At 64.6% G+C, this 24,685-nt stretch carries 20 protein-coding genes; 14 read left to right on the top strand and 6 right to left on the bottom strand.

From position 1 onward, the window contains the following. Positions 1–219: 219 nt before the first annotated feature. From Q9293_RS10945 to Q9293_RS10970, 6 genes are all read left to right on the top strand, one after another. Positions 220–516, top strand: a complete 297-nt coding sequence (locus Q9293_RS10945) for an HU family DNA-binding protein (protein WP_306246371.1) — start codon at positions 220–222, stop codon at positions 514–516. 263 nt (positions 517–779) lie between these two features. Beyond that, positions 780–1,424: a flagellar basal body-associated FliL family protein gene (locus Q9293_RS10950; protein ID WP_306246373.1), complete on the top strand. Its 645-nt coding sequence runs from the start codon at positions 780–782 to the stop codon at positions 1,422–1,424. A gap of 84 nt (positions 1,425–1,508) precedes the next feature. After that, complete coding sequence (gene fliN, locus Q9293_RS10955) at positions 1,509–1,817, top strand: flagellar motor switch protein FliN (protein WP_306246375.1); 309 nt, start codon at positions 1,509–1,511, stop codon at positions 1,815–1,817. A 30-nt stretch (positions 1,818–1,847) separates the two neighbouring features. Next, positions 1,848–2,693 (top strand): bifunctional hydroxymethylpyrimidine kinase/phosphomethylpyrimidine kinase, encoded by an 846-nt coding sequence (locus Q9293_RS10960; protein WP_306246376.1) that lies wholly within the window; start codon positions 1,848–1,850, stop codon positions 2,691–2,693. After that, positions 2,690–3,877: a hypothetical protein gene (locus Q9293_RS10965; RefSeq protein WP_306246378.1), complete on the top strand. Its 1,188-nt coding sequence runs from the start codon at positions 2,690–2,692 to the stop codon at positions 3,875–3,877. Before Q9293_RS10960 ends, Q9293_RS10965 begins: the two co-directional genes overlap by 4 nt. A 23-nt stretch (positions 3,878–3,900) precedes the next feature. Continuing rightward, positions 3,901–4,893, top strand: coding sequence for a cation diffusion facilitator family transporter (locus tag Q9293_RS10970; protein ID WP_306246380.1), 993 nt, complete (start codon positions 3,901–3,903; stop codon positions 4,891–4,893). A gap of 284 nt (positions 4,894–5,177) precedes the next feature. On the opposite strand, the gene dusB is transcribed toward Q9293_RS10970, so the two are convergent. Together dusB and Q9293_RS10980 are read right to left on the bottom strand one after the other, a co-directional pair. Further along, a complete protein-coding gene (gene dusB, locus Q9293_RS10975) occupies positions 5,178–6,161 on the bottom strand; it encodes a tRNA dihydrouridine synthase DusB (protein WP_306246382.1) in 984 nt (327 codons plus the stop codon). A gap of 70 nt (positions 6,162–6,231) precedes the next feature. After that, entirely contained in the window at positions 6,232–9,165 is a 2,934-nt protein-coding gene (locus Q9293_RS10980; RefSeq protein WP_306246384.1) for a lantibiotic dehydratase, read from the bottom strand. A 385-nt stretch (positions 9,166–9,550) separates the two neighbouring features. Between Q9293_RS10980 and Q9293_RS10985 the strand changes: the two genes are divergently transcribed. From Q9293_RS10985 to Q9293_RS11000, 4 genes are all read left to right on the top strand, one after another. Continuing rightward, positions 9,551–9,706 carry a hypothetical protein gene (locus tag Q9293_RS10985; protein WP_306246386.1) on the top strand — a complete coding sequence of 52 codons (156 nt, stop codon included), beginning with the start codon at positions 9,551–9,553 and terminating at the stop codon, positions 9,704–9,706. Between the two features lie 148 nt (positions 9,707–9,854). Continuing rightward, positions 9,855–10,799: a sensor histidine kinase gene (locus Q9293_RS10990; protein WP_306246388.1), complete on the top strand. Its 945-nt coding sequence runs from the start codon at positions 9,855–9,857 to the stop codon at positions 10,797–10,799. 4 nt (positions 10,800–10,803) lie between these two features. After that, a complete protein-coding gene (locus Q9293_RS10995; protein WP_306246390.1) occupies positions 10,804–11,550 on the top strand; it encodes a LytTR family DNA-binding domain-containing protein in 747 nt (248 codons plus the stop codon). 266 nt (positions 11,551–11,816) lie between these two features. Further along, positions 11,817–12,977 (top strand): nitrogen regulation protein NR(II), encoded by a 1,161-nt coding sequence (locus Q9293_RS11000; protein WP_306246392.1) that lies wholly within the window; start codon positions 11,817–11,819, stop codon positions 12,975–12,977. A gap of 456 nt (positions 12,978–13,433) precedes the next feature. Here the strand turns inward: Q9293_RS11000 and rho are convergent, their stop codons facing one another. From rho to Q9293_RS11015, 3 genes are all read right to left on the bottom strand, one after another. Further along, entirely contained in the window at positions 13,434–14,696 is a 1,263-nt protein-coding gene (gene rho, locus Q9293_RS11005; RefSeq protein WP_306252438.1) for a transcription termination factor Rho, read from the bottom strand. A 96-nt stretch (positions 14,697–14,792) separates the two neighbouring features. After that, a complete protein-coding gene (locus Q9293_RS11010) occupies positions 14,793–15,626 on the bottom strand; it encodes an alpha/beta fold hydrolase (RefSeq protein WP_306246395.1) in 834 nt (277 codons plus the stop codon). Between the two features lies 1 nt (position 15,627). Beyond that, on the bottom strand, positions 15,628–16,104 hold the full coding sequence (locus Q9293_RS11015) for a histidine phosphatase family protein (RefSeq protein WP_306246397.1): 477 nt from the start codon (positions 16,102–16,104) through the stop codon (positions 15,628–15,630). Between the two features lie 178 nt (positions 16,105–16,282). On the opposite strand from Q9293_RS11015, the gene Q9293_RS11020 reads away from it, so the two are divergent. Further along, complete coding sequence (locus Q9293_RS11020; protein WP_306246399.1) at positions 16,283–17,938, top strand: DEAD/DEAH box helicase; 1,656 nt, start codon at positions 16,283–16,285, stop codon at positions 17,936–17,938. Between the two features lie 89 nt (positions 17,939–18,027). Here the strand turns inward: Q9293_RS11020 and Q9293_RS11025 are convergent, their stop codons facing one another. Next, positions 18,028–20,523, bottom strand: coding sequence for a penicillin-binding protein 1A (locus Q9293_RS11025; RefSeq protein ID WP_306246402.1), 2,496 nt, complete (start codon positions 20,521–20,523; stop codon positions 18,028–18,030). A 94-nt stretch (positions 20,524–20,617) separates the two neighbouring features. On the opposite strand from Q9293_RS11025, the gene Q9293_RS11030 reads away from it, so the two are divergent. The 3 genes from Q9293_RS11030 (at position 20,618) to Q9293_RS11040 (ending at position 24,591) form a co-directional block, all read left to right on the top strand. After that, positions 20,618–21,496: an NAD(+)/NADH kinase gene (locus tag Q9293_RS11030; RefSeq protein WP_306246404.1), complete on the top strand. Its 879-nt coding sequence runs from the start codon at positions 20,618–20,620 to the stop codon at positions 21,494–21,496. Between the two features lie 267 nt (positions 21,497–21,763). Then, a complete protein-coding gene (gene vorB / locus Q9293_RS11035; RefSeq protein ID WP_306246406.1) occupies positions 21,764–23,164 on the top strand; it encodes a 3-methyl-2-oxobutanoate dehydrogenase subunit VorB in 1,401 nt (466 codons plus the stop codon). After that, positions 23,161–24,591, top strand: coding sequence for a 2-oxoacid:acceptor oxidoreductase family protein (locus Q9293_RS11040; RefSeq protein ID WP_306246409.1), 1,431 nt, complete (start codon positions 23,161–23,163; stop codon positions 24,589–24,591). The genes vorB and Q9293_RS11040 overlap by 4 nt, the downstream gene beginning before the upstream one ends. Positions 24,592–24,685: the final 94 nt, after the last annotated feature.

Here is a 24,685-nt window from a genome sequence, read left to right on the forward strand (position 1 = left end):
AACCCCCTACCTGTGGGAATCCGCCTTTTTTTATGAAAGAAAAACCCTTGACCACACTGGATCTGCGGCGTAGTTTCTTGGCAGTTTAGAAAGCACCAGGATTCATGGGCTTCTACCGGCCCCTTTGTCAGTAGGACCCTTTGGCGATCAGTGTTCGCACTCAGGGAATCCTTTATTTACCATCCACGGGGAACCAATCCCCCTTTTTTGGAGGTTTTCATGAACAAGGCTGAACTGGTCAGCTCCGTTGCCGATAAAGCCGGAATCACCAAGGCTCAGGCTGCTGCCGCACTGGATCAGGTGCTGGGCGGTATTGCTAACGCTCTGCGCACTGGCGACAAGGTCACTCTCGTGGGTTTCGGAACGTTCTCCGTGGCCAGCCGCGGCGCCCGTACGGGGCGCAACCCCCGCGATAACAAGCCCATCAAAATTGCCGCCAAAAAGGTGGCCAAGTTCAAACCCGGCAAGAAGCTCGCCGATGAAGTCAACGGCAAGGGCGGCAAAAAACGGAAGTAGCATTTAATTCATGATTTGATCGACAATTCATAGAAGAGAAGGGGCCCATTCCCGTGGGCTCCTTCTTTTGGTAAATGTCCCCATTTTTACTTTATGAGATAGGCCCAAGCCAACCCATCCAAGGATCATTTGGAGCGACTCTCCGCCCATTCACCCACGGTAAACCCCATGTTTCCTGGGCAGCGCGATCACAACCCGGGTGCAGTCCCCGATTCAGGGTCTTCTGCTAGCCTTCCGATGAAGGAGCATCCAACGAGGTTGCCATGTCCGACGAAGCCGGTCCGAAGAAGAGCCCCATGAAGCTGATCATCATCATCGTTGCAGCCCTGGTAGTCCTCGGCGGCGGCGGTGCCGGAGCGATGATGTTGATGAAGAAAAAGGCCGCCGCCAAGACCGCCGAGGAGGAGAAAACCAAGGTGGCCGAGGCGAAACCCCATGAGGAAGCCGCTTCGGAAACGCCTGCCCATGGGGGGGAGGATTCCGAGGACTGCGAAGACACCGGCGAGAAGCACGAAAGCGGCGGCCACGGGGGCCCGGAAGCCGCCCCCGTCATGGTGCTGACCCGCACCGTGAACCTCACCGGCCCGCGCCGCAACGCCTTCCTCCGCTGCGAACTGAACATCCTCTTCTGCGACAACGAACTGGGCAAGCTCGTCTCCGGCGACAAACCTTCCCCGGAGAAGAGCCTCATTCAGTCCATCGTGCTGGGAACGCTGTCCGGCAAGAGCGTGGAAGAAGCCACCGATGCCGAATCCCGCGAGGCCCTGCGCAAGGAGATGCGGGACAAACTGAACGAGCAGTTCAAGCCCCATCCGCCCAAGGCGGGGGAAAAGGAAGATCCCAAGCACAAAAAACCCAAGAAACCCATCAAGAGCGTGCTCATCGTGGATTGGGCCATCCAGCAGTAGGCGCCTCGGGTTCGGGGCCACTGGCATGGCCGTTGCGATGCCAATGGCCTGAGTCCATGCTTTGACAGGACCGGCGGGAGGAACATGGCCATCAAGCGGGGGGATCGCATCGAGAGTGACCGCGTGCTCAGTTTCGAGCAGGTGGTGGCCGAGGTCATGCCCTTCATTGACACGCCCCTGAAGCTGGAGATCCAGCTGGGCCAAGCCCGCATGACCATTCGCGACCTACTGGAGCTGGAGCCTGGCTCCCTGGTGGAGCTCAAGAAGAGCGCAGGAGAGCCCATGGATGTCCTCTGCAAGGAACGGGTCATCATCCGCGGAGAAGTGACTGTTCTGGAGGACAGCCTGGGCCTCCGCGTCACGGAGATCGTGGATTCCGATCGGAGGGTCTAGGCCGCAACCTATGGCATTCTGGGAGTTCCCATGAGTGCCCCCCGCCCCGACGTTCCGCCGCTCACGCCTCCGCTTGGTCTTTGCCTGGGCGGCATGGATCCGTCAGCCGGAGCGGGCCTGCTCCGCGATGTCCAGGCGCTGGCTGAATTGGGCTGCCAGCCCATGGCCGTGAGCTTGGCCGAAACCCTCCAAAATGGCCTGGGCTGCACCCGCATCGACCCTCCGGCCATGGATCCCATCACCCGGGTGGAGACTCTGGCACCGCATCTGGTCGGCCGCTGGGGCCTCAAGCTAAGCCTCTGCGCCATGGAGGCCGCCGCCTTCCGGCGCCTGTGTGCCACCCTCCGCCACTTGGCGCCGCCACGATGCATATGGGATCCCATCCTGGCGCCCAGCGCCGGGGTGGGCCTCCATGACGGGAGCGATCTCCGACGCATGGCCGCAGACCTCCTCCCCACCGGCCGCTGGGTGGTGAGTCCCAACCGGGGCGAAGCGGCGGCTTTCGCTGGATTGCCCCCGGAGGCCATACGGCATGCCTCGGTGGAAGCCCTCACCAACCCCTGGCTGGAGGTCGGCGCCGAAGCCGTCTGGCTCAAGGGTGGCCACGCCAGCGGAGACCAGGTGCAGGACGTCTGGGTCACCCAGCAAGGTGTCACGCTTCTTCCGCCATCCCCCAGGCTTTCTGGTGAGCGCCGAGGCACCGGCTGCCTCCTGTCCGCCACCTGGCTGGGACTGCGGCTGCTGGGGCGGGATGACCTTCAGGCCGCCGCCGAATCCGCTCATCGATTGAGGGAGCGGTGGGACCGGGCCTTCAGTCCGGGAGGCATCGGGCGGCCCATGTTCTCGCCAGCGCCTGTCCTCGTGGAGCCATCGTGACCGCACAGGAGGGACGGGGCTTTGTGCTGCGGGCCACCCAGGACTGTCCTTGGGCAGGCTGGGCCGGGTCCCGTTTCCTGGAGGAGGGCCTCGCCTCGGTCCACGCCGCCCCGGGCCGGGCCCTGGCCCGGCTCATGAACCTGGCCGCCCTGCTTCCTGGTGGCTTCGGGCTCATCTGGGACCATCCTCCAGCCTGGATGCAATCCCTGCCCCCGGAATCCCGCCAGGGCTGGTGGGAGGCCATCACGGCCATCCCGCACCTCACCCTGCATCTCGGCCCTGAAGCGGCCCAGGCCCTGCCCGGGGGCGCGTTCCGCGGCTGGGTGCACGCGCCAGACATGCCCGATGGCAACCTCGGTGAACACTGGCGTCAGGGCGTGCTGGGTTGGGTGCCCGCCACCGGAAAGACTTGGCAGCTTCCCGATCTGGGTGTGACGGCCGCGGGCGACGAGGTTCCCCCAGGTTGGCTCTGGGGCGAGGTATCGCTCGCCCTGGGTGCCCTGTCAACCTTGGGTTCGGGCGAGGCCCTGGTCGCGGCCATGTCCGAAGCCCAGGGCCTCGCCGAACGTGGCCTTGCCCAGCGCCTGTCCTCGGGCGCCTGGGTGGACCTGCCCTTCTCCCGTCGTGCCGTGGGCTGGCGGCTATCGCTGGTGGGAGGCGCTGAATTCCTGCGGGCCGGTGGCACCTGGCCCCAGGCCCTGGGCCAACTGCGGGCCCTCAAGGCTCTGCTCCAGGAACGCCTGCGCACACCGATCCATCTCGGCGCCTGCAGCTCCTTCCAGGTGGCAGCCCAGTTGGGACGCCAGGCCCTGCGCGAAGGCCTGCCCTGGCGGGCCAGCCTGCCCCTTCCGCCTGCACCTGGCGCCTTTACCCCTGGACTGGCGGCGGATCCCCGCGACCCTGTGCCCCTGGAAGCCCGGACCATGCAGCCGGCAGCTTGGTCGGCGACCCTGGATCACCCGCCGGTGGCTCTGCTGCGGGTGCCGGCGGTGCCCTCTGAAGCGGGCGCCCAGGCGCTGCTGGGCCAGATTCAGCCAGCTCCGGCCTGGCGTTGGTTGCCTCCAGACCTGCCCCCTCCCGGCCCCTTCGATCCCGATCGGCCCTGGACCTCCGCCGCTGCTTTCCCCTTCCCCGCCGATCCCGGCAACGGTGTCCAGCGCGGCCTCTTCGAGGACTTCGGCTGATAACCTCTAGGTGAGGAACTGCCATGTCTGCCGCCGAGCACCTTCAACAAAAAGCCAGAATCCGCCTGGCCCTGCTATCCATCGCAGCCGGAGCCGGGCTCCTGGGCCTCAAATACCTGTCCTTCGTCCTGTCAGGCTCTGTGGCTTTGAAATCCGATGCCATTGAAAGCATCGTCAACGTGGTGGCGGCGGTCTTCGCCCTGGGCGCCGTGATCTTCGCTGGTCGCCCCGCCGACAAGGAACACCCCTACGGCCACGGCAAAATCGAGCATTTCAGCGCTGCCTTCGAAGGTGGCCTCATCTCGCTCGCGGCGGTGTTCATTATCCTGGAGGGCGCCCGAGGCCTCATCTATGGCGTGGAACTGAAAGACCTGGGCAAGGGCCTTGCCGTGAACTTGTTCGCGGGCAGCCTCAACGGGCTGCTGGGCTGGTACATGCTCAAGCAGGGGCGGAAGACCCGGTCCCGGGCCCTGGAGGCGGACGGCCACCACATCCTGTCGGATTTCTGGACCACCATGGGCATCGCCCTGGGCCTCCTTGCCGTCAAGCTCACGGGCATCCACTGGCTGGACCCGCTCATGGCCCTGGCCGTCGGCCTGCTGCTGGCCCGCACCGGCTTCCGCCTCGTGAAGGAATCCTCTCAGGCCCTGCTCGACATGGAAGATCCAGACGTACTCCACAAGGTGCTCACCGCCATGAACGGAGTCCGCACCTGGGACATCCTCGCCGTCCACGAGATGCGCACCTTCCGCAGTGGCCGCTACACCCACGTGGACGTGCACATCGTCGTGCCGGAGTTCTACCCGGTGCGCCAGGCCCACGATCTCTGCGAAGGCTTCGGCGAAAAGGCCCTGGAGGCCGCGGCCATCGAAGGGGAAGTCCACACCCATGTGGATCCCTGCGGGCGCCTCTACTGCTCACGGTGCCCTGCAGAGCCCTGTTCCATCCGCGTGGCGCCTCGGTCCACGGATGCGACCTTCACCCTGGAAGAGGCCACGGCCGCAGGGCCTGCCTGACCTGCACCGACCCTAGGGTCTGTTTTCAAAGTGGGGTGTGGCCGCGCAAGGGGCGCCACCCAAGCGAGGCCAGGAAAGCGACGAAGGCGATAGAGGTGCTATCGACGAGGAGCTTGACGCAGCATCGCGCCGGGCGCCGCCCCTTGCCCTCCGGGACGTCGCCCAGCCGCACCCCTGGCTGCGTTGGCGGCCTCGAACGATGTCCCGCATCGCCCTTCGGCCCCCGCCTTGCCAGGCGCGCGGCTGGACGGCGTCGCGGCTCGCATCCACTTTGAAAACAGACCCTAGGCCGCCCCGGGATGCCTCAGGGCATCGATGGCTGTCATCAGGGCCTGGGCATCGCTGGCAGCGTGCAGGTTCTGGCGGAAGCCACTGCCGCCAGGCACCCCCTTGGTGAACCAGGCGCCGATCTTCTTGATTTTGTGCAGGGCTTCCCGGGGCTCCAGCAGATCCAGCAGGATCTGGAAGAGCCGCAGGGTGGCGTCGATGCGCATTTCCGTGGTCACGGCGAACTCGGGGTCCACGATCTGCCGGAAGAGGAAGGGATTGTAGAGGGCGCCCCGCCCGATCATCACGGCGGCACAGCCGGTCTGCTCCACCATGCGGAAGGCATCAGCAGATGTGTTCACATCGCCATTGCCGATGATGGGGTACGAGGTTCCCGCATCGACGGCGCGGGCGATGATACTCCAGTCGGCGTTGCCTTCGTACTGCTGGGCGCGAGTGCGGGGATGGATGGCCAGCGCCTGCACGCCCACGGCCTCGAACATGCGAAGGAAGTCGAGGAATTCGCCGCGTTCCTTCTGCGAGGCATCCCAACCGGCGCGCATCTTGACCGTCACCGGCACCTTCACGGCCTTCACCATGCCTGACACGCAGCGCTCAGCCAGGCGGATGTCGCGCAGCAGCGCCGATCCGGCGCCGCCCTTGGTGACGTTGCTGGCGGGACACCCCATGTTGAGATCCACCAAATCCGCACCCGCGGCCTCGCACAGCACCGCCCCCTCGGCCAGGGCCTCTGGGCGTCCGCCAGATATCTGCATGGAGAGCGGCCGCTCGCCCGTGGCGGCCATCATCCGTTCGGCCTTCACCGCGTGGCGGATCAGGGCCTCGCTGCTGATCATTTCCGACACCACCAGCCCCACCCCGCCCACCTCGCGGATGAATTTGCGGAAGGGCTGGTCGGTGATCTCGTGCAACGGGGCCATGACGAGGCGGTTGGGCACCTCGACGTCGCGGATTTGAAATGGCGTGTGGGGAAAGGTCATGGTTTGGTCCGACCTTCCAGTTTAACCGCTGGCCCGGATTCAGCCTGCTGCGAAATTCAAAGGGCCGGGTTCAGCGGTCCCGTCGCGCCAAACGGGATTCGTAGAGGCGAGCCAGGAATTCCATGAGCACCCACTCGGTTTCCCGGTGATCCCTTCGCAGCAGTCGGTTGAGGTGCATGTGGGCGAGGCTTCCCGCCAGGCTGGGCAGATCCACCTTCAGCTTCCCCTGATCAAAGGCCTCCCGGATTCGGCCTAGACCGGCGCGGTTTGGAGCCTCTGAGCTGGGGATCAGCGATTCCAATTCCTTTCGCCGTGGCCGGAAAGCGGCGCCGATCCGCACGGCCCCCTCGCCCGCATCACCGAATTCCTTCCGGAACGCTTCTCGGGAAGCCTGAGCCAGATCTCTGCGCGCCTTAAGGTCCAGGCCCAGTGAGCCCCAGATGGCGTCCACCTCCGCCAGGCCCGCCTTCCAGCGCGCCTCCAGAGAAACGCCCGCCACCAGGCGGTCCAGCACACGCCCGCTGTCCTCGTGGAACCACGCCTCCGCCAAAGAGAATCCCACCTCGCCACCGTAACGCTCCAGCTCCGGCATGAAGGTGTCCACTTGCCATTTCCAGAGCAGCCCCTGGCCGAGGCCTTCATCCAGGTGCCGGGCCAGACGGGGCAGCAGCTCCGTGGTGAGGCACAGCGGTCGGCCATGGAAGCGCAGGCGAACGTGATGATCCGGATCGCGGTAGCGGACGAAGTGCCAGCGATCCCAAATCGCCTCTTTGCCCGTTTCATGAAGGAAGGTCTCCAACTCGACCAGGAGCCGATCCGCGCTGGTTGGGCCGCAGTAGATTTTGAGGTAGAGCCATTCGGAGCCGGGGGCATGCACGCGAAGCGAGGTTGGCGCACCCAGCAGCGCCAGTGGAGCAGCCTGTGGCAGAGCTGGCTCCGTGGCCTCAAAAGGAATCACCAGCTCGTGGGCAAAGCCCCCTTCGGGTGCCGTGACCAGGGCCTGGTCCGGATCCGGAAAACACTCCGTGAGCGTGAAGGCCGACCGCCCCGAAACGAGATGATGCAAAGCCTCCACCCAGACCGCCTGATCCAGATCCACCAGCAGGCTGTTGTCCGCATCGGCCAGCACCACGAACCGGGGCAGGCCCCGCTGTTCTCTCAATCGCTGGAAAGCAACCCAGGCATTCTGCCCCGAGGCTGCCAAGGCCTGCGCCAATTCAGCCTTTTCAATCCGCCAGCGGGCCTTGCACATCACATGGCGACCACGGGTCACCCGCGGCAGGAAGGACAGCTCGTCCAGCGCACCCCAGGACCACCCGCCCGAACGCCCGTCCTGGTCCTGCAGATGAGCCAGGAATCGGTACACCGCTGGCCCATGGGCAAAGTTGTGGGCGGAAGACAGTCGCGGCACCACTTCACGCCGCAGGCTCGCGGAGGCCAGATGGATGCGATCACCTCTCACAGCCACCTGCAAGTCGGCGGGCCAAATGGTCTTGCCTGGCGCCACCCCCGGCGCCGCGAGAAATGGAATCTCATACTCGCGAAGCGAGGGCCGGGCCAGCACATTGCCCATGCGACCTTCGGGCACGTGGACCACTTCCGCAAACACCACCTCGGGGCGCAGGGCTTCTTCCTTCAGCAGGTGCTGGCAAAGCGAAGCCTTCAGATCCGCATCGCCGGAGGCGAAGCGCCCCAGCCACCGCGCGGCGGTGGGGCCCGAGTGGTGCTCCATCCAGAAGTGGAAATCGCCCTGGTCCAGGGCGGTCACGCTGTCAGCGCCCAGTACCGCCAGGGCTGCAAAGGAATGAGGGAACGGCTGAGGCCGGGGATTGGCCAACGCCTCGAGGTCCGCATCATCCAGCTCCCAGGCCTGAGAGCCCTGCCATTTGGGGAGACGTGCCAACAGGGCGCGATCCCGCTCCGTCAGTTGGCGCGGGCCCGCGAACCCCGGGAAGGCCAAGCCTTCGAGCAGGGGCGATTCCATCGGCGTTCCACCGTCAAACCCGATGCCGCTCTCCTCGTCCAGCACCTCCAGAAGCGGCATCCATCGGGCCTCATAGCGTTCCAGGAAGGCGGCGCGGAAGCGGTCCAAGGGCCCTTCCAGCGGGGCAGGTGTGAGTCGACGGAGCGTCTCTGCACCCTCCTCCAGAGCACGACGAACACCTGCCGAGAGCGCCAGCCCAGGGCCCGGACGGAAGAGGTCCACCTGAAGGACATCCCGCATGCCGGGTGGGAGTCCTGCGGCGACCAGCGGAGGGATCAGATCCAGGTAGCCCTCGGGATGGGCTCCGAGCGGTGCGACCTGAATGGCCTCCAGCGTGTGGTTGAGGGCCACCAAGGGTGTGGCCTGGATGGCGGTCTCTGGACGGGATTGAAGGATGGCGATCAGCCCAGCCAGAGGATCAGGGTGAGTCAACGCAGGCGCCAGATCTCCACACAGCAACTGGGAAGCGATCACCTGCTCCAGGAAGTCCCGGGCCTCGGCCTGATCGGCCCCAACCTGCCTGACGAGACCAGTACACAGATCGTCAAGGTGCGCACCTTCCTTTGCCTGGTGCAGCACTGAATCGAGGTGGGCCGTGGCCTCCACCGCTTCCAAATGGTACGTCCGGGCCTGGGCTCCGGCCTGCTGGCGGCGCTCCATGTACCGGTACCAGCCGCCGCGGGCATAAGCGCTCGTATTCGGTCGATAGGTCCGCGCACTGCGTACCTCAGGTTCCTGTTCGAGGCGAGCCACCAACTCTTCCAACACACCCCAATCCAGGCGCACCGATTTGCGAGATGCCCGCCAGGACCCCACGGCAAGGGAACTCACAGAACCCCAACGCCCCGTGGAAACACCCGCAAAAAGGCCAAAGGGCGTCGAGCGGCTGCTCAGCCGACTGAGGTACTTCAGCAGGGCGCGTTCCATATTCTGGGCCGCGGTGCGATCCAGGGAACCGTCCAGCCATGCATCAATCCTTGTCGCCAGATCCGGCGACGCCAGGGCCAGGGCTTCCCGCACCAGTGCATCCTGCGCCAGATCACGCAAGCGCTGACGGGTTGCCCCGCGGTCTCCTGCCGCCTCAGCCTCCGAAGGCGACGTATTTTTCTGGGTATAACGTTGAAGGAGCACGGCCTGCGGCAAGCCGGGGCTGCGGAGCACAAAAAAATCAGCAGTCTGGCAAGCGGGCCGGCGGGACATACAGGGGCTTCATCCTTGGATGCTGAAGCATAGCAAACCAAACATTCCTCATGTCTTGCGCGGCCAGGAAACCCTCGAACGGTATCAGAAATGGGGTTTAACGGTTGAAGGTGTGTTTAGATACCGTTCATGGAAAGAGCTTGGTTTTCAGCTTGGCAGGCCTCAAAACCAGTGTCGCGCCGCGTGGCGCTACCTGGGAGCCCCCGTGAACAGCAGCCTCTCCTTCCGCAAAGAATCCATTCAGCGCTCCAGCAGCGCCAGCGAGACCATGAACCGCGCCCTGCAGGCCCAGAATTCCGGGGCCACCCGTGAGCAGCGGCCCATCTCCATCACGGTTATTTCGACGCTCACCATCAAGTAGGCATGACCAATCAAGAATCGCTGCATTCGACATTGAACATGCCCCCACATCGGTGACGCCCTGGCTATCGTGGTTTCCGCTCGTCAAGAACTGGCGATCCATCGGGGTTTGTTACGCCCTTTGGGTGCTTTCGTTCCTATATGAGCATTTGACATCACATCACCTTGGACTGGCGTGGGTCTGGGCCTACTCACTTCTTTCTCCACTCGCACACATTGGTGCATTTGCCTTTCTTGCCCCACTTGCCTGGATTCTTCCACGTCGAATTTCTTCCCCTTGGAATTTCATCCTCGGGTTTGTTCTTTCGGTGATTGCTTGTGAACTGGTCTCAGCGCTTCTTCCGTACATCGATGCCTGGATGCTTTCCCATGGGGACCTTGAATTCAACCTCAGTAAGTTGGTGGGTCTCTACATCTCCTTCGTGGGTCCAACCATGATTCTGGTCGGTGGATTGGTCGCTTCCCGGGCTCATTCTGATGAGCTCCGGGAGGCATCCGAAGTGGAAGCCCAGATCGCCAAGAACCGATTGCTCCAAAGCCAGATCCATCCCCATGTGCTGTTCAATGCGCTCAATGGCCTGGCTGAACTCGTCTACAAGAACCCCAAGGCGGCTGAACGGGCCATCCGTCACCTATCCGACCTGCTCCGGCGCATCATGCGGGCCTCTGAGCACATGCGCCTGCCCCTGGGGGAAGAACGGAAAATCATCTCAGACTTCCTGGCATTGGAAGCCATTCGCCTGGAGGGCCGACTCCGGGTGGTTTGGGACTGGGACGAAGGGCTGGATGCCATCGAAGTGCCTCCTCTTCTTCTGCAGCCCTTGGTGGAGAACGCCATCAAACACGGCATTTCACCCAGCATTCCCGGTGGGGATCTGGTGCTTCGCGCCAGAGCTGAAGACGGCGTGATCCTGCTGGAAGTCTGGAATTCCGGCGAACCGTATCATGAGCACCAGTCGCCAAGTGGCATTGGTGTGAAGAACCTGTGTCTGCGGCTGGCTCTGCATTTCGGCAGCGGAGCTACCTTCTCGGTAGGCCCTTCGGATCACGGCACGCTCGCCTCCATCCGGCTTGAGGCGATGCAAGTAGAATGAGGCCATGAAAGCCCTCAAAGCCCTGGTGGTCGATGACGAGCCCCTCGCCCGGGAGCGGCTGTCGCGGCTGCTGCAGGAGGCTGGCTGCGACGTGATCGGCGAACTTGGAGATGGTTTGTCCCTTCTGCGCTGGCTGAAGGAGCCCCGCGCAGTCGATGTCATCTTCCTGGATATTCAGATGCCAGGGCCCAACGGCATGGAAGTCCTGGCAGAAGTGTCGGACTGCCCCCCGGTGGTGTTCGTCACGGCCCACGCCACCTATGCCGTCCGGGCCTTTGAACTCGCTGCGGTGGACTACCTGCTCAAGCCGGTTTTCGACGACCGCCTCGCCAAGTGTTTGCAGCGCCTTCAACAGCAGCTGGTCCGCCGTCTCAGCCCACTGGAGCTGAAAACCCTCCTCCCGCCCCCGACGAGGTTTCCGATCCGTGCCGGAGATGGAGAGGTTTTCATGGAGCTGGAGCTCATCACGCACTTCGAACTGGAGAATGAACGCGTCTGGGCCTGCCGGGGCCTGAACCGATACGTCACCCGCTGGAACACCCTGGCCGAAGTGGAACAGGCCTTCCCCGAGGACGGCATGATCCGGATCCAGCGCCACCTCCTGCTTCGCCCCCAGATGGTCAAAGGGATCCGCCCCACCAGCGTGGGACGCATCAAGGTCATGATCGCCCCCAAGGTGGAATTGACTGTGAGCCGCGCCATGACGCCACGGACCAGGGACTGCCTCCGTGCCCAGAACATCCCCATTTGAAAACAAAAGGCCGAAGGCCTAACCGTTCGGAGGTGAAAATGACACCGTTCGGCGGAATCAGGAACCAGAACTCCGCGCCACGCCTATGATTCCTGGATCTAGACCCTTGCCTCTCCTGCAGGCCGCGTCGAGATCCAGGAGCCATTGATGGGAACCCCCGTATTGAACACCTGTCCGGGCATCGGGGTTTCGCACACGCCAATAGTCAGAGGTGTCTCGCGTGGTTCGCAAAGCCAGCCGGATCCTTGTGCATGGAGGCCCAAGCCATGGGACCTCGCGGCATGAGCGGCAACAGCATCGACCGGCTGTCTCAGGCTGTTCTGCCGGAACGCGCACTCATGGCCGCCTTGGACCAGGCCTTTGAGGCCATCGCCCTGCTTGATGCGAAGGACGGAACCATTGTCCACTCCAATGCTGCCTTTGCCAGAACCTTCGGTGATTCCAGCCAGAAGGCCCCTCGTCAGCGCCTGCTGGATCTGTTCCAGCTGGACGAGGCGGGCCAGGTATTAACCACAGCCCTCCAACAGGCGCGCTCTGGCCAGACATGGATGGGTTGCACCCCACTGAAGACCCTCACGGGCAAGGCCATCCACTTCGAGGTGGCCCTGTCTCCCGTTCGCGGCGACGATGATGCCGTCCGGTCCTTGGTGGTGAGGCTCAGGGACCTCACCTTGGATGTGGAAACGAATCGTCACCTCCGCCTGGCCCAAAAAATGAACAGCCTCGGTGTCCTGGCCGGGGGCGTTGCCCACGACTTCAACAATTTGATCGGAGCCATTCTCAACACAGCCGAACAGATCGAGATGCAGGTCGAACCGGACAGTCCCGTGAGGCGGAAGCTCGAGACCATCCAACGGATCGGCGACCGGGCCAAGGGACTAACCTCGCAGATCCTGAACTTCAGCGGACACTCTGAGGGCAAATGGTCCCTCATCGACCTCTCCGACCTGATCATCGAAGTCACCAATGTGCTCAAGACCACTTTCCCTGAAAACGTGAAGGTGCGGACCGATCTGACCAAGGGGACCAAGATCTATGGCGATCCCTCCCAGTTGCACCAGGTCGTCTTGAACCTGGGCATCAATGCGAGCCAAGCCATGCAGCCCGCGGGCGGCATCCTTTCCATCCACCTCCAGCCAGCGGTCGAGAACCACGGCACCTCCCAGGGATCAACGGAACCCTGCGTGCTGTTGACCGTGGAGGATTCCGGCTGCGGCATGGATTCCCGCACCTTGGAACGAATCTTCGAACCCTTCTTCACCACCAAGGAAGCAGGCCATGGAACAGGCCTGGGCTTATCGGTGGTGTACGACATCGTCCATGCGCATGGCGGCAGCCTGCAAGTCTCTAGCAAACCCGGACAAGGGAGTTCCTTCCAGATCCTGCTTCCCCTCAATCATGGGAAGGTCAAGGTTTGGGCTAGTTGAGGCGGGCAATCGATCGAAATTGATCTGGCGCCTAAGGCACACACCCTGCGCGCCAAGCCACTCCTGCCAGATCGCCACCCCATCCTCGCTCCCCGCTGACACCGCCTTTGCAGCGACAGATTGGGCTCGGCGCGGCGCTTAACGCTCGCGGCATGCACCGCTACCCACTCATGCCTGATAGCCGCTCCATCCTCGCTCCCCGCTGACACCGCCTTTGCAGCGACAGATTGGGCTCGGCGCGGCGCTTAGCGCTCGCGGCCTGCGCCGCTACCCACTCATGCCTGATAGCCACCCCATCCTCGCTCCCAGCTGACACCGCCTTTGCAGCGACAGATTGGGCTCGGCTCGGCGCTTAACGCTCGCGGCCTGCACCGCTACCCACTCATGCCTGATAGCCGCCCCATCCTCGCTCCCATTTGACGCTGCCTTAGCAGCGTCAAATGGGGCTCGGCGCGGCTAACGCCGCGGGGGCGGCTCCTGTAGGTTGGCGAGGAACTCGTCGTTGGTTTTGGCTTTGCCGAGGCGATCCACAAGCAGCTCCATGCTTTCGCTGGGGCCGCTGGCGGTGAGGATCTTCCGCAGCACCCAAATCTTCGCGAGCTTGGCGGGTTCGATGAGCAGGTCCTCCTTGCGGGTGCCGGACTTCTGGATGTCCATGGCGGGGAAGATGCGCTTGTCGCTGAGCTTGCGGTCCAGCACGATCTCACTGTTGCCGGTGCCCTTGAACTCCTCGAAGATCACATCATCCATGCGGCTGCCGGTCTCGATGAGGGCCGTGGCGATGATGGTGAGGCTGCCGCCCGCCTCGATGTTGCGCGCTGCGCCGAAGAAGCGCTTCGGTCTTTGCAGAGCATTGCTGTCGACACCACCGGAAAGCACCTTGCCGCTGGGCGGCACCACGGTGTTGTAGGCGCGTCCCAACCGGGTGATCGAATCCAGCAGGATCACCACGTCCTTCTTGTGCTCGACCAGACGCTTGGCCTTCTCGATGACCATCTCGGCCACCTGCACGTGCCGGGTGGCGGGCTCGTCGAAGGTGCTCGATACCACTTCGCCCTTCACGCTGCGTTCCATGTCGGTGACTTCTTCCGGGCGCTCGTCGATGAGCAGCACGATGAGGAATACTTCCGGGTGGTTGGCGGTGATGGAATTGGCGATGTTCTGCAGGAGCACGGTCTTGCCCGTGCGCGGCGGCGCCACGATGAGGGCGCGCTGGCCCTTGCCCAGCGGCGTCATCAAATCCATGACGCGGGTGCTCAGCTCCTGCGCATCCCGCTCCATGCGGAGGTGATGCTTGGGATACAGCGGCACCAGGTCATCGAAATGGGCGCGCTCCTTGGCCGTGGCGGGCGGATCGAAATTCACCGCGTCCACGCGCAGCATGGCAAAGAACTTCTCGCCCTCTTTCGGCGCGCGGATCATGCCCGAGAGGGTGTCGCCCGTGCGCAGGTTGAACTTGCGGATCTGGCTGGGCGAGACGTAGATGTCCTCGGGCCCCGCGAGGTAGTTCTGATCAGGGCTTCGGAGGAAACCGAAGCCTTCCGGCAGCACCTCCAGCACGCCCTCGGAGAAGAACTGGCCTTCGCGTTCCGCCTGGGCCTGCAGCACCCTGAACACCAGTTCCTGCTTCCGCATGCCGAGCGGATTCTCGATCTGGAGTTCCTTCGCCAGCTCGGCAAGCCTGCCGATAGAAAATTCCTTGAGCTCTTGCAAACTCAAAACGGTCGGAGGCTGAGAAGGGGTGGCCATAGGTCACCTCAGGGGCTGGCGAGTCAGGAGTGGCTCGGGGATTCTGAAAGGATAGGTCAGTTTCGCTTATCGGCCAAATCCCGGAGCGGCTTCAGATATGAATTCGCGCACCCGGGCGACGAAGCGCTTGGGCGCTTCCACGGGGAAAGCGTGGCCGATGCCCTGGATCACTTCGAAGCGGCTGTGAGAAATCCGCCGTGCCGTTTCGAGGCACTTCCAGGGAGGGGTGAGCAGGTCCTCAGCGCCGCATAGAAGCAACAGGGGGGCTTCGATGCGGCCCAGGCGGTCGCGGATGTCCCATCCCTTCGTGCCCCTGATCTGGTGGAGATTCCCGTGCTGGGGCCGATCCGCCCCCGTCACCACCTGGTGGTAGGCCCTCAGAACGCCATGCCGCGCCTCCAGGAAGCTGTCGCCCCAGAGGAACGGCGCGACCGCATCGAATTGCATGAGAGGCCCTCCCACCTCCAGGCAGTGGGCCCAGTGTTCGGCCTTGAGATTCAGGGCGAAATCAAAGCAGGGCATGGCACTGGTGAGCACGGCGCCCGCGAAGGCATCCGGACGTCCGCTCAGCAGCTCCAGGCTCATGGCGCTGCCGTTGGAAAGGCCCACGAGCCATGGCCTCACCACGCCCAGGACTTGGAACAGCTCCCAAGCCTCCTCGGCCAGGAGCGCTGTGGCATAGGGCCCTTCCAGGGGCGCATCCGAGCGGCCCTGGCCCCGGCTGTCGAAGGTGAGCACGCGGAAGTGATCCGTGAGGCCCGGCAGAACGCCCGCCCACATGGTGGTATCGGAAAGCAGGCCGTTGAGCAGCACCATCCAGGGGCCTTCGGGGTTGCCCTGAACGCGGTAGTGCAGTTTGACGCCGGAGGCCAGCGTGGCGAAGGTGGGCTGGGCACGCATGTCAGGCCCTCAGTTCCGAGGGCTGATACTGCCGCTCGAAGCGCCAGGCATTCCCCGCCCATTGGATCACCGTGCAGCTGGCCTTCTTCACGTCCATGTCGCGGCCGGTGAGGTGAAAGATCAGATCACTGAGAAAGGGCTGATGGCTGATGAGGGCCAAAACGTCAGCAGCTCCCGCCTCAGCCACGAGTCCCCGCAGCCAGAGATCCGCCTGGGGAGGATGGCCTCCCGGCACCAGTTCCAGGCTGGTTTCCATGGGGAAGGCCCCCGCCGCCTCTTGTAGGCAGGTCATGGTCTCCGCAGCACGCCGGTACGGGCTGTTGAAGCCCCGCGTCGGCACCTGCCCCAGCGCCACCAGCCCCTTCATGGCCGCACGGGTTCGGAGCCAGCCCTCCTCGGTGAGGGCCCGGTCCATGTCCCTCTGCCCGGGCCTGGGGTCCTCGGCGATGCCGTGGCGGATGAGAAGCAGCGTCGTCATGCCTTGATGTTACCGCTGGCGGAATCAAACCGCCGCCCCATCGACGCAGCAATTTCCCTTGTGTTTCAAGGGCTTCCGCGCGATACTTTCCGTTTGGGCCCCTCCCGGCTGGCGCTGTTCGCCATGAAGAGACTGCCACTTCGGCACACTCACGCAGGGATAGCCCCGGGAGATACCAGTGAGTGATACGACCTTTGCAGCCCTAGGCTGCAGCGAAGCCCTGTTGGCCGCCCTGGCCAAGCGCGGCTTTGAAGCCCCCATGCCCGTCCAAGAACAGACCTTCAAGCCGGGTCTCGAGGGACGCGACCTGCTGGTGCAGAGCCGCACGGGCTCGGGCAAGACGCTGGCCTTCGGCCTGCCCCTGCTGCACCGGCTGACAGAAGCGCGCCATCCCCAGGCCCTGATCCTGGCCCCCACGCGCGAACTGGCACAGCAGGTGGGCGCCGAGCTGCACAGCCTCGTTCCCAAACTGCCCATCGCCTCCCTGGTGGGCGGCGTGGCCTATCCACCCCAGATCCGCTCGCTTCAACTGGGCGCCCAGGTCGTCGTCGGCACCCCCGGTCGCATCATGGATCACCTGGAGCGCGGCACGCTGGACCTTGGCAAGGTGAGCATGATCGTCCTCGACGAGTGCGATGAGATGCTCAACATGGGCTTCCTCGAGGATGTGGAGAAGATCCTCTCCAAGGTGCCCGCGGGACCCCAGACCTACCTGTTCTCCGCCACCCTGCCCGCCCCCATCGCCAAGCTGGCCAAGCGCTTCCTCAAGAACCCCGTCCAGATCTCACTGGCCGAGGCGGGTGAGCATGCCGTGCATGCGGACATCGCCCACACGCCCGTCCTGGTGCCCGACCATCAGCAGGTGCGCGCCCTGGTGAACATCCTCCTGAAGGATCAGCCCAGCGCCGCCCTCATCTTCACCAAGACCAAGGCCCAGACCGAGGAAGTGGCGGAAGAGCTCACCGTGTCGGGCCTGCCTGCGGCGTTCCTGCACGGCGACCTCGCCCAGGCCACCCGCACCCGCATCCTCGGCCAGTTCAAGGAAGGCAAGTTACGCTACCTGGTGGCCACGGATGTCGCCGCCCGCGGCCTCGACATCGGCGGTCTGCCCCTCGTCGTCCACATGGGCATCCCCACCCAGCTGGAGAGCTACATCCACCGCAGCGGCCGCACCGGCCGTGCCGGCGCCAAGGGCAGCAGCATGGCCCTGGTGGGTTGGAAGGAAAGCCGCATCCTCCTGGCCTGGAGCCGCCGCGGCGGCCTCACCCTCGATTGGCGTGCCGTGCCGACTCCAGCCGAAATCCGTGAAGCCCAGGCCGCCAAACTGCTGGATGGCATCCAGGGCTCCGCCAGTGCCGCCCTGCTCCACCAGGCCACCCAGATGCTGAAGGATGCCGATCCCGTGCGCCTCGTGGCGGGCCTCCTGGGCCTTGTCCAGGCCGATCAGGCCTCGGGATTCGACCTGCCCAATGAGCCGGAGAAAAAGCCCAAGTCCCGCTTTGATTCACCCCGAGAGCGCAAGGAAGGTGGCCCCCGCCCCCAGCGCACGTACGCCGAGCGCGCTGCCGCACGGGGAACGGATCGCCCGGATTCCGCCTTCTCCAAGACACGACCCGATGGCAGCTTCAAGCCCCGCAGCGAATTCGAGGACCGGCCCCGGCCCTACGCCAAGCCGACCAAGCCCCGCCCCGACAGCGCGGAACGGCCCCGGAAAACCTGGGAGGATCGCGCCGCCAAGCCTGAGGTGAAGGACACGCCGCGCCCCTGGAAGCCCAACAAACCCGCCGCCAAGCACGCGGAGGACAGGCCCGCAAAGACCTGGAAGAAGAAGTAGTCCAGACGTGCCTACTTCCAAAACGAAGGGCGCCTTTTGGCGCCCTTCGTTTTGGAGCAATCGACCCTCTCGATCCGTGCTAAACCGGCTCAGGCGTTGGGATCCGTGGCGTTCAGGTCCACGGGTTTGGGCTCTTCCACCTGCTTGGGTCGACCCCACACCTTGTTCTCCATGGGCTGGCTGGCAGCCTTGTCGCGGGCCTCCTTCACCTTTTGGATGGCCTCGGCATCGCTGCCGGATTTGGGTACCGTGCCGGGCTTGAAGGCCAGGTGCAGCACCCGGTCCGCCGTGGCGGAGGTCGCCAGCAGGCCCGTGTAGCGGTCGACGTCCGCCCACTCCATGCCCTCCGGCGCCTTGAATTCCTCCTTCTCGCCCGTGGTGGGAAGGGCCGCCTTCATGAAGTCGATCCAGATGGGCAGAGCCACCTTGGCCCCATCGGCGCCGCGGAAGATGGTCTTCTTCTCATCCAGGCCCACCCACACGCCGCAGACTACCTTCGTGGAGAAGCCGATGAACCAGCCGTCGGTGTGATCGTCCGTGGTGCCGGTCTTGCCCGCGATGGGCCACTGCAGTTCCGCGCCCGCCCGGGCCCCGGTGCCCGCATAGGCAACCCCCTGAAGGCACTGGATGAGCTGGAAGTTGCTCATGGGATCCAGCACCTGTTCGGTGGCGGCGCCGCCATGGGTTTCCAGCACACGGCCATTGCGATCCGCCACCTTCTTGATGAAGAAGGGAACCGGCGCCTGCAGGCCGCCATTGGCGATGGTGGCGTAACCCCGGACCATCTCCCTCAGGGTGAAATCGCCGGAGCCCAGGGCCATGCTGGGATAGGGCGGAATGCTGCCGGTGAGGCCGCATTTCCGCGCGAAATCGATGACATTCAGCACGCCGGTTTCCTCGAGCGTGCGCACCGCGGGCACATTGCGCGAATCCCGCAGGGCTTCCCAGATGGGAATGGGGCCCCAGAAATCGCGCTCATAGTTCTTGGGCTCATAAGGTTTCACGCCGGGCCGCAAGGGCTTGAAATCCGTGGTGCCATCGGGGTGCGTGACGGTCAGGTAATCCACGGTATCAAGGAAGCGGGTGGGCACATCCTCCACCATGGTCGCGGGCGTCTTTCCGGCGGTGAAGGCCGCACCGTAGACAAAGGCCTTCATGGTGGAACCAACTTGGCGCAGGGCCTGGGTGGCGCGGTTGAATTTCGAGCGGTTGAAATCGTAGCCGCCCACCATGGCGCGGATCTCACCCGACCTCGGATCCACGGCCATCAAGGCGCCTTCCACGGATGGATCCTGGTCGAGCTCCAGGGTTTTCGGAGTGCCATCGTCAGAGGTCTTCACCGTGAACAAGGGCGCTGCGCCCCTGGGCAGCAATTTCTGGATATCCTTCCCCGCCCAGGCGAAGGCGCTCTCAGGCACATCCAACTGGGTCTTGCCGATGCGCACCTGGGCTGCGCCGGCCTTCCAGCCAAGGATCACGCCGCGCACGCTATCGCCCACTTCAAAGTAGCGCTTCCAACCGTTGAGCTGAGTCGTCTCCGGGTCGCTGACGAACTGCACCGCCTCTTTGCGGAAACCCCGGCGGCGGTCCACGGCCTTCAGACCTTTGCGCACAGCCTCGTTGGCGGCCTCCTGCCAGTAGCTGTCCACGGTGGTGGTCACCTCGAGGCCGCCGTTCAGCACCTGTTCACGGCCGTATTTCTCGTAGAGGTACTTCCGAACTTCCTCCACCACGTAGGGCGCCACCGCTTCCTCGTGGGCATTCTCCCGGGCCAGCCGGATGGGTTTCTCCACGAGCAGGCTGGCCTCGGCCGCCTTCAGGTAGCCCTCTTTCACCATGCGGATGAGCACGTGGTTGCGCCGCGCCTTGGCCGCAGCCCGGGCCTTGGGATCGGGGTTGTAGGGGTTGTACCAGTTGGGATTCTGAACCAGGCCCGCCAGCATCGCGCACTCTTCCGTGTTGAGCTGCGGAGCGCTCTTGCCGAAGTAGAATTCCGCCGCAGCTTCGATGCCGTAGCGCCCGCCGCCGAAGTACACCTCGTTGGCGTACATCTCGATGATCTGTTTCTTGGAGTAGGCCTTTTCGATCTTGCGGGCGAGGATGATCTCCTTCAGCTTGCGGTCGAGGCGTTTCTGCCGCTTGGCCGTCACCGTGCGGATGAGCTGCATCGTGAGGGTGGAAAAGCCCTCGCGGCGGCGGCCGAAGCTGGTCACCAGGTTCTTCACGGAGCGGAGGGCGCCCCAGGCCGAAACCCCGCCGTGCTCCCAGAAATCCGCGTCCTCCGTGGCCACAAGCCCGTTGATGTAGGCCTTCGGGATGTCGCCGTAGGGGATCACCACCCGGTGCTCTTCAGCAAAGATGCCGATGACGTTGCCGTTCTGATCCAGCACCTTGGTGATGGTCTTGGGCACCCGCATGGCAAACAGGGTGAGGAAGCTGTCCGCGTCCCGCGACAGCACCGACCAGGACACGGCAAGGGTGGCACCCCCCAGAACCACCAGGGCCAGAAGGGCCCAGGCGGCGCGGCGGAACCAGCTGCGGCGGAACCAACTGCGGATGGGAGAGGAAGCCGTCTTGGAAGCCATGGCTCTAGGATAAGCGGTCACCCTCGAACCACCCTTCCCGAAAATCAGGCCCGCCTGCTGCCGCGCCTCTGGCCAGTGGCGTTAGAGTGGTGCCATGCCCCAGCGATTGATTCTCGTGGCCAAGGTCAAATCCCCGCACCTGGGTTCCACCCTGCGCGAAGTCATGCCCCTGTTCCTGGACCGGGGCTGGAGCGTCACTGGAGAACCGGGCCTGGAAGAGGCCTGGCGGCTGGCCCGGCTGGACCCCGCGCGGCTGGCCATCGACCTGGACCTGGGCATGGCCGAGGACCGGGCCGATCTCTGCCTGGTGCTGGGCGGTGACGGCACGCTGCTCTACGCCGCCCGCCGGGTGGGCCAGCGGGGCACGCCGATTCTGGGCATCAACCTGGGCTCCCTGGGCTTTCTCACGGCCCATCCCGTTTCCGGGGCCAAGCTGGCCGTGGAGGCCTTTCTGGCGGGCACCCTCGTGCCCGATGTGCGGCCCCTGCTCGAAGTGGAACTGTGGCGCCAGGGCCTGCTGCTGGCCCGCCAGAACGTGCTCAATGATGCGGTCCTGGCCAAGGGCGCCCTGGCCCGCATCATGGACATGCGGCTGTCCATCGGCGATCAGCAGGCCGGTCCCATCAAGGCCGATGGGCTCATCGTCTCCACGCCCACGGGATCGACCGCCTACGCCCTGTCCGCAGGCGGCCCCATCATGCATCCCAGCCTGGAGGCCTTCGTCATCGCCCCCATCTGCCCACACACGCTCACCCTGCGCCCCTCGGTGGTGCCTGCGGCCATGCCCATCACCATCACCCTCATGGATGCCGAGGATGCCCATCTGACGCTGGACGGCCAGGTGGGACATCGCGTGGTGCCCGGGGACGAGGTGAGGCTGCGCCAGGCGCAAACCCGCATCACGCTGCTGCAGAGACCGGGCCTGGATTTCTTCGCCCTGCTCCAGCAGAAGTTGCACTGGGGTGATCGCTGAGCGCCTGAATCCGCAATCGAGGCGGAACGCTGCGCAAACCGCGCTTCACTTCGGGCGATTCCGCCGGTCCAGGGTCCGAACCAGCCCTTTTGGCGGGCCTCAGGGTCTTTCGCGGTTCACCGGGATGACAGACTGCCCATCCCGCAGACCATTCCAGACCTATTGGTCGGCGGCGGTCTGCGCCAATCCCCGCTTGTGACCCCAGGCACATGGGGCCAGGGCGACACTTCACCGCAAGTAGGACTTGTGTCCCTTCATGGAGGCCCCATGGCCCTCAAAGAACGACCGAAACCGTTCCTTCTCCCAGATTTTTGCAAGGGCTGCGGCCGTTGCCTCGACGCCTGCGCCAAGGACTGCATCACGCTCAGCGATCAGATCAATCCCACGACGGGTCTGATTCCCGTGGAGCTGGATCTGGCCAATTGCAATGCCTGTGGCATGTGCATGGACGCCTGCCCTGAGCCCTACGGTCTGCGCCCCACCCACGAGGGCGAGATCCAGGAGTTCGAGCTGGAGGATCCCGCCCAGCTCTTCGGCGTGAAGCCCAGCGATGCGCCCGAGCCCACGGACATCCCCAACGAAGTGCTGCCCCTGCCCCGCACGGAGCCCCTGGTCATCAAGGGCACGTACGCTTCGGCCGTGGGCGCCATCCTCGCGGGCTGCCGCCACGTCTACGGCTACCCCATCACGCCTTCCACCGAGGGCGCCGAGCTCATGGCCAAGTTCCTGCCCAAGCTCGACGGCACCTTCATCCAGGCCGTCTCTGAAGTGGCCGCGGTGAACATGATGTACGGCACCGCCGGCGCCGGTCTGCCCACCATGACCTTCACCTCCTCGCCAGGCTTCAGCCTCATGCTGGAAGGCGTCTCCTACATGATCGGCGCGGAACTGCCCGGCGTGTTCGTGGACGTCATGCGCGGCGGCCCCGGCCTGGGCAACATTGCGCCCGAGCAGTCCGACATCAAGCTGGCCTGCCACGGCCTCGGCCACGGCAACACCCAGGCCATCACCCTGGCGCCCTCCACGCCCCAGGAAATGCTGGACCTCACCATCCTGGCCTTCGAGCTGACCTTCAAGTACCGCAGCCCCGTGGTCCTGCTGGGCGACGGCTACCTGGGCCAGATGACGGGCAAGGTGCAGCTGCCCGAGACCATGATCAAGCCCGGCATCCCCAAGTGGGCGGTCTACGGCGACGCCATGCACCGCAAGAACCTCATCTCCTCGATCTTCCTCACGGAAACCGAGCTCGAGGCCCACAACCACCACCTCAACCGCAAGTACGAGGCCATGCAGGTGGAGGCCCGTTCCGAATCCTTCCTCTGCGACGACGCCGAAGTCGTGCTCATCGCCTGCAACACGCCCGCCCGCACCGCCAAGGGCGCCGTGCAGGATCTGCGCAACCAGGGCATCAAGGCCGGCCTCTTCCGCCCCATCACCCTCTGGCCCTTCCCCGTGGAAGACCTCAAGAAGGCCATCAAGAACGCCAAGCGCATCGTGGTGGTCGAAGCCAGCGCCGGGCAGCTGGAGGATGAAGTCCGCCTCGCCCTCAGCAAGGCCGGTGTCCGTCAGTTCCCCGAACTCGAGAACGTCCGCCGCATGGGCGGTGTGCTGCCCCAGCAGACCGAAATCATGACCCGGGTCCTGGGCCAGAAGGAGGTGCTCGCATGAGCAAGACCAGCGTCATTTACGACAAGTTCGAGCGCCATGCCCAGGGTCAGGGCCTGAAGGGCCACGCCACCCACTACTGCCCCGGCTGCGGCCACGGCCTCGCCCACAAGTTCCTGGCCGAAGCCATCGACGCCCTGGGCATCCAGGACCGCACGGTGGCCGTGAGCCCCGTGGGCTGCTCCGTGTTCCTCTACTACTACTTTGATGTGGGCAACACACAGGCCGCCCACGGTCGCGCGCCCGTGGTGGCCCTGGGCCACAAGTTCGCCAACCCCGAGAGCGTGGTCATCAGCTACCAGGGTGACGGCGATCTGGCCTCCATCGGCCTGGCCGAAACCGTCGCCACGGCCCAGCTCGGCGCCCCCATCACCGTCATCTTCATCAACAACGCCATCTACGGCATGACCGGCGGCCAGATGGCCCCGACCACCCTGATGGGCCAGCAGAGCTCCACCAGCCCCGCGGGCCGCGACCAGTACAACGGCCAGCCCATGAAGATGGCCGAGATGATCGCCGGCCTCGACGGCCCCGTCTACGTGGAGCGGGTGGCCCTCTTCGACGCCAAGCAGCGCATCAAGGCCAAGAAGGCCATCCAGAAGGCCCTCAAGCTGCAGGTGGAAGGCCGCGGCTACTCCTTCATCGAGGTGCTGGCCGAGTGCCCCACCCACCTGAAGATGAGCCCAGAGGAAACCGAGAAGTGGGTCAAGGAATGCATGGAGCCCATCTATCCCCTCGGCGTGAAGAAGGACATCACCGTCGAGCCCTGGTTCGACCGCAAGGCCCCCTGCTTCAAGGGCGAGAAGATCCTCTCCCTCACCGGCGCCACCACCGAGCACCCCGAGCGCTTCTGCAAGGGCTTCCCCACCCAGCTCGACCTGAATGACGTCTCCCTGAAGCTGGCCGGTTCCGGCGGCGACGGCGCCCAGACCGCCGCCATGCTCATCGCCCGCGCCGCCATCAGCGAAGGCTTCGACGCCACCCACATCCCCAGCTACGGCCCCGAAAGCCGCGGCGGCACGTCCTACGCCGACGTGCATGTGGCGGAGACGGAAGTGCTGAATCCCGGTTCGCCCGATCCCCAGATCCTGCTGGCCTTCAACGCCCCCAGCCTGGCCAAGTTCGGCCCGACCGTGCGCAAGGGCGGCTACGTGATCTACGACAGCTCCGTGGTCACCGAAGCCCCCGTGCTCGATCCCAGCATCAAGGTCTTCCCCGTGCCCTTCACCGGCATCGCCACCGACCTGGGCAAGGCCGTGGTGAAGAACATCGTGGCCCTGGGCGCCCTCCAGGCCGCCACGAACATCTTCCCCAAGGAGACCTTCCTCAGCGCCATCGGCGTGGCCCTGAAGGACAAGTGCGCCCTGATCCCTCTCAACGAAGAAGCCTTCGCCTGGGGCGTCAAGTCGGTGGAAGCGCTCAACAACTGATTCACCACGGAGACACGGAGGGCACGGAGAGTGCCGATTGCTTTCTTCTCCGTGATTCCTTCGTGCCCTCTGTGCCTCAGTGGTGAATCCTTTT

The organism is Geothrix sp. PMB-07, assembly GCF_030758935.1.
Lineage (GTDB): Bacteria > Acidobacteriota > Holophagae > Holophagales > Holophagaceae > Geothrix.

What these genes read in the sequence shown, in the direction of transcription:
- Q9293_RS10945 (WP_306246371.1), top strand. Translation starts at nt 220, where the DNA reads ATGAACAAGGCTGAACTGGTCAGCTCCGTTGCCGATAAAGCCGGAATC.
- Q9293_RS10950 (WP_306246373.1), top strand. Translation starts at nt 780, where the DNA reads ATGTCCGACGAAGCCGGTCCGAAGAAGAGCCCCATGAAGCTGATCATC.
- fliN (WP_306246375.1), top strand. Translation starts at nt 1,509, where the DNA reads ATGGCCATCAAGCGGGGGGATCGCATCGAGAGTGACCGCGTGCTCAGT.
- Q9293_RS10960 (WP_306246376.1), top strand. Translation starts at nt 1,848, where the DNA reads ATGAGTGCCCCCCGCCCCGACGTTCCGCCGCTCACGCCTCCGCTTGGT.
- Q9293_RS10970 (WP_306246380.1), top strand. Translation starts at nt 3,901, where the DNA reads ATGTCTGCCGCCGAGCACCTTCAACAAAAAGCCAGAATCCGCCTGGCC.
- dusB (WP_306246382.1), bottom strand. Translation starts at nt 6,161, where the DNA reads ATGACCTTTCCCCACACGCCATTTCAAATCCGCGACGTCGAGGTGCCC.
- Q9293_RS10995 (WP_306246390.1), top strand. Translation starts at nt 10,804, where the DNA reads ATGAAAGCCCTCAAAGCCCTGGTGGTCGATGACGAGCCCCTCGCCCGG.
- Q9293_RS11000 (WP_306246392.1), top strand. Translation starts at nt 11,817, where the DNA reads ATGGGACCTCGCGGCATGAGCGGCAACAGCATCGACCGGCTGTCTCAG.
- Q9293_RS11010 (WP_306246395.1), bottom strand. Translation starts at nt 15,626, where the DNA reads ATGCGTGCCCAGCCCACCTTCGCCACGCTGGCCTCCGGCGTCAAACTG.
- Q9293_RS11015 (WP_306246397.1), bottom strand. Translation starts at nt 16,104, where the DNA reads ATGACGACGCTGCTTCTCATCCGCCACGGCATCGCCGAGGACCCCAGG.
- Q9293_RS11025 (WP_306246402.1), bottom strand. Translation starts at nt 20,523, where the DNA reads ATGGCTTCCAAGACGGCTTCCTCTCCCATCCGCAGTTGGTTCCGCCGC.
- Q9293_RS11030 (WP_306246404.1), top strand. Translation starts at nt 20,618, where the DNA reads ATGCCCCAGCGATTGATTCTCGTGGCCAAGGTCAAATCCCCGCACCTG.
- vorB (WP_306246406.1), top strand. Translation starts at nt 21,764, where the DNA reads ATGGCCCTCAAAGAACGACCGAAACCGTTCCTTCTCCCAGATTTTTGC.
- Q9293_RS11040 (WP_306246409.1), top strand. Translation starts at nt 23,161, where the DNA reads ATGAGCAAGACCAGCGTCATTTACGACAAGTTCGAGCGCCATGCCCAG.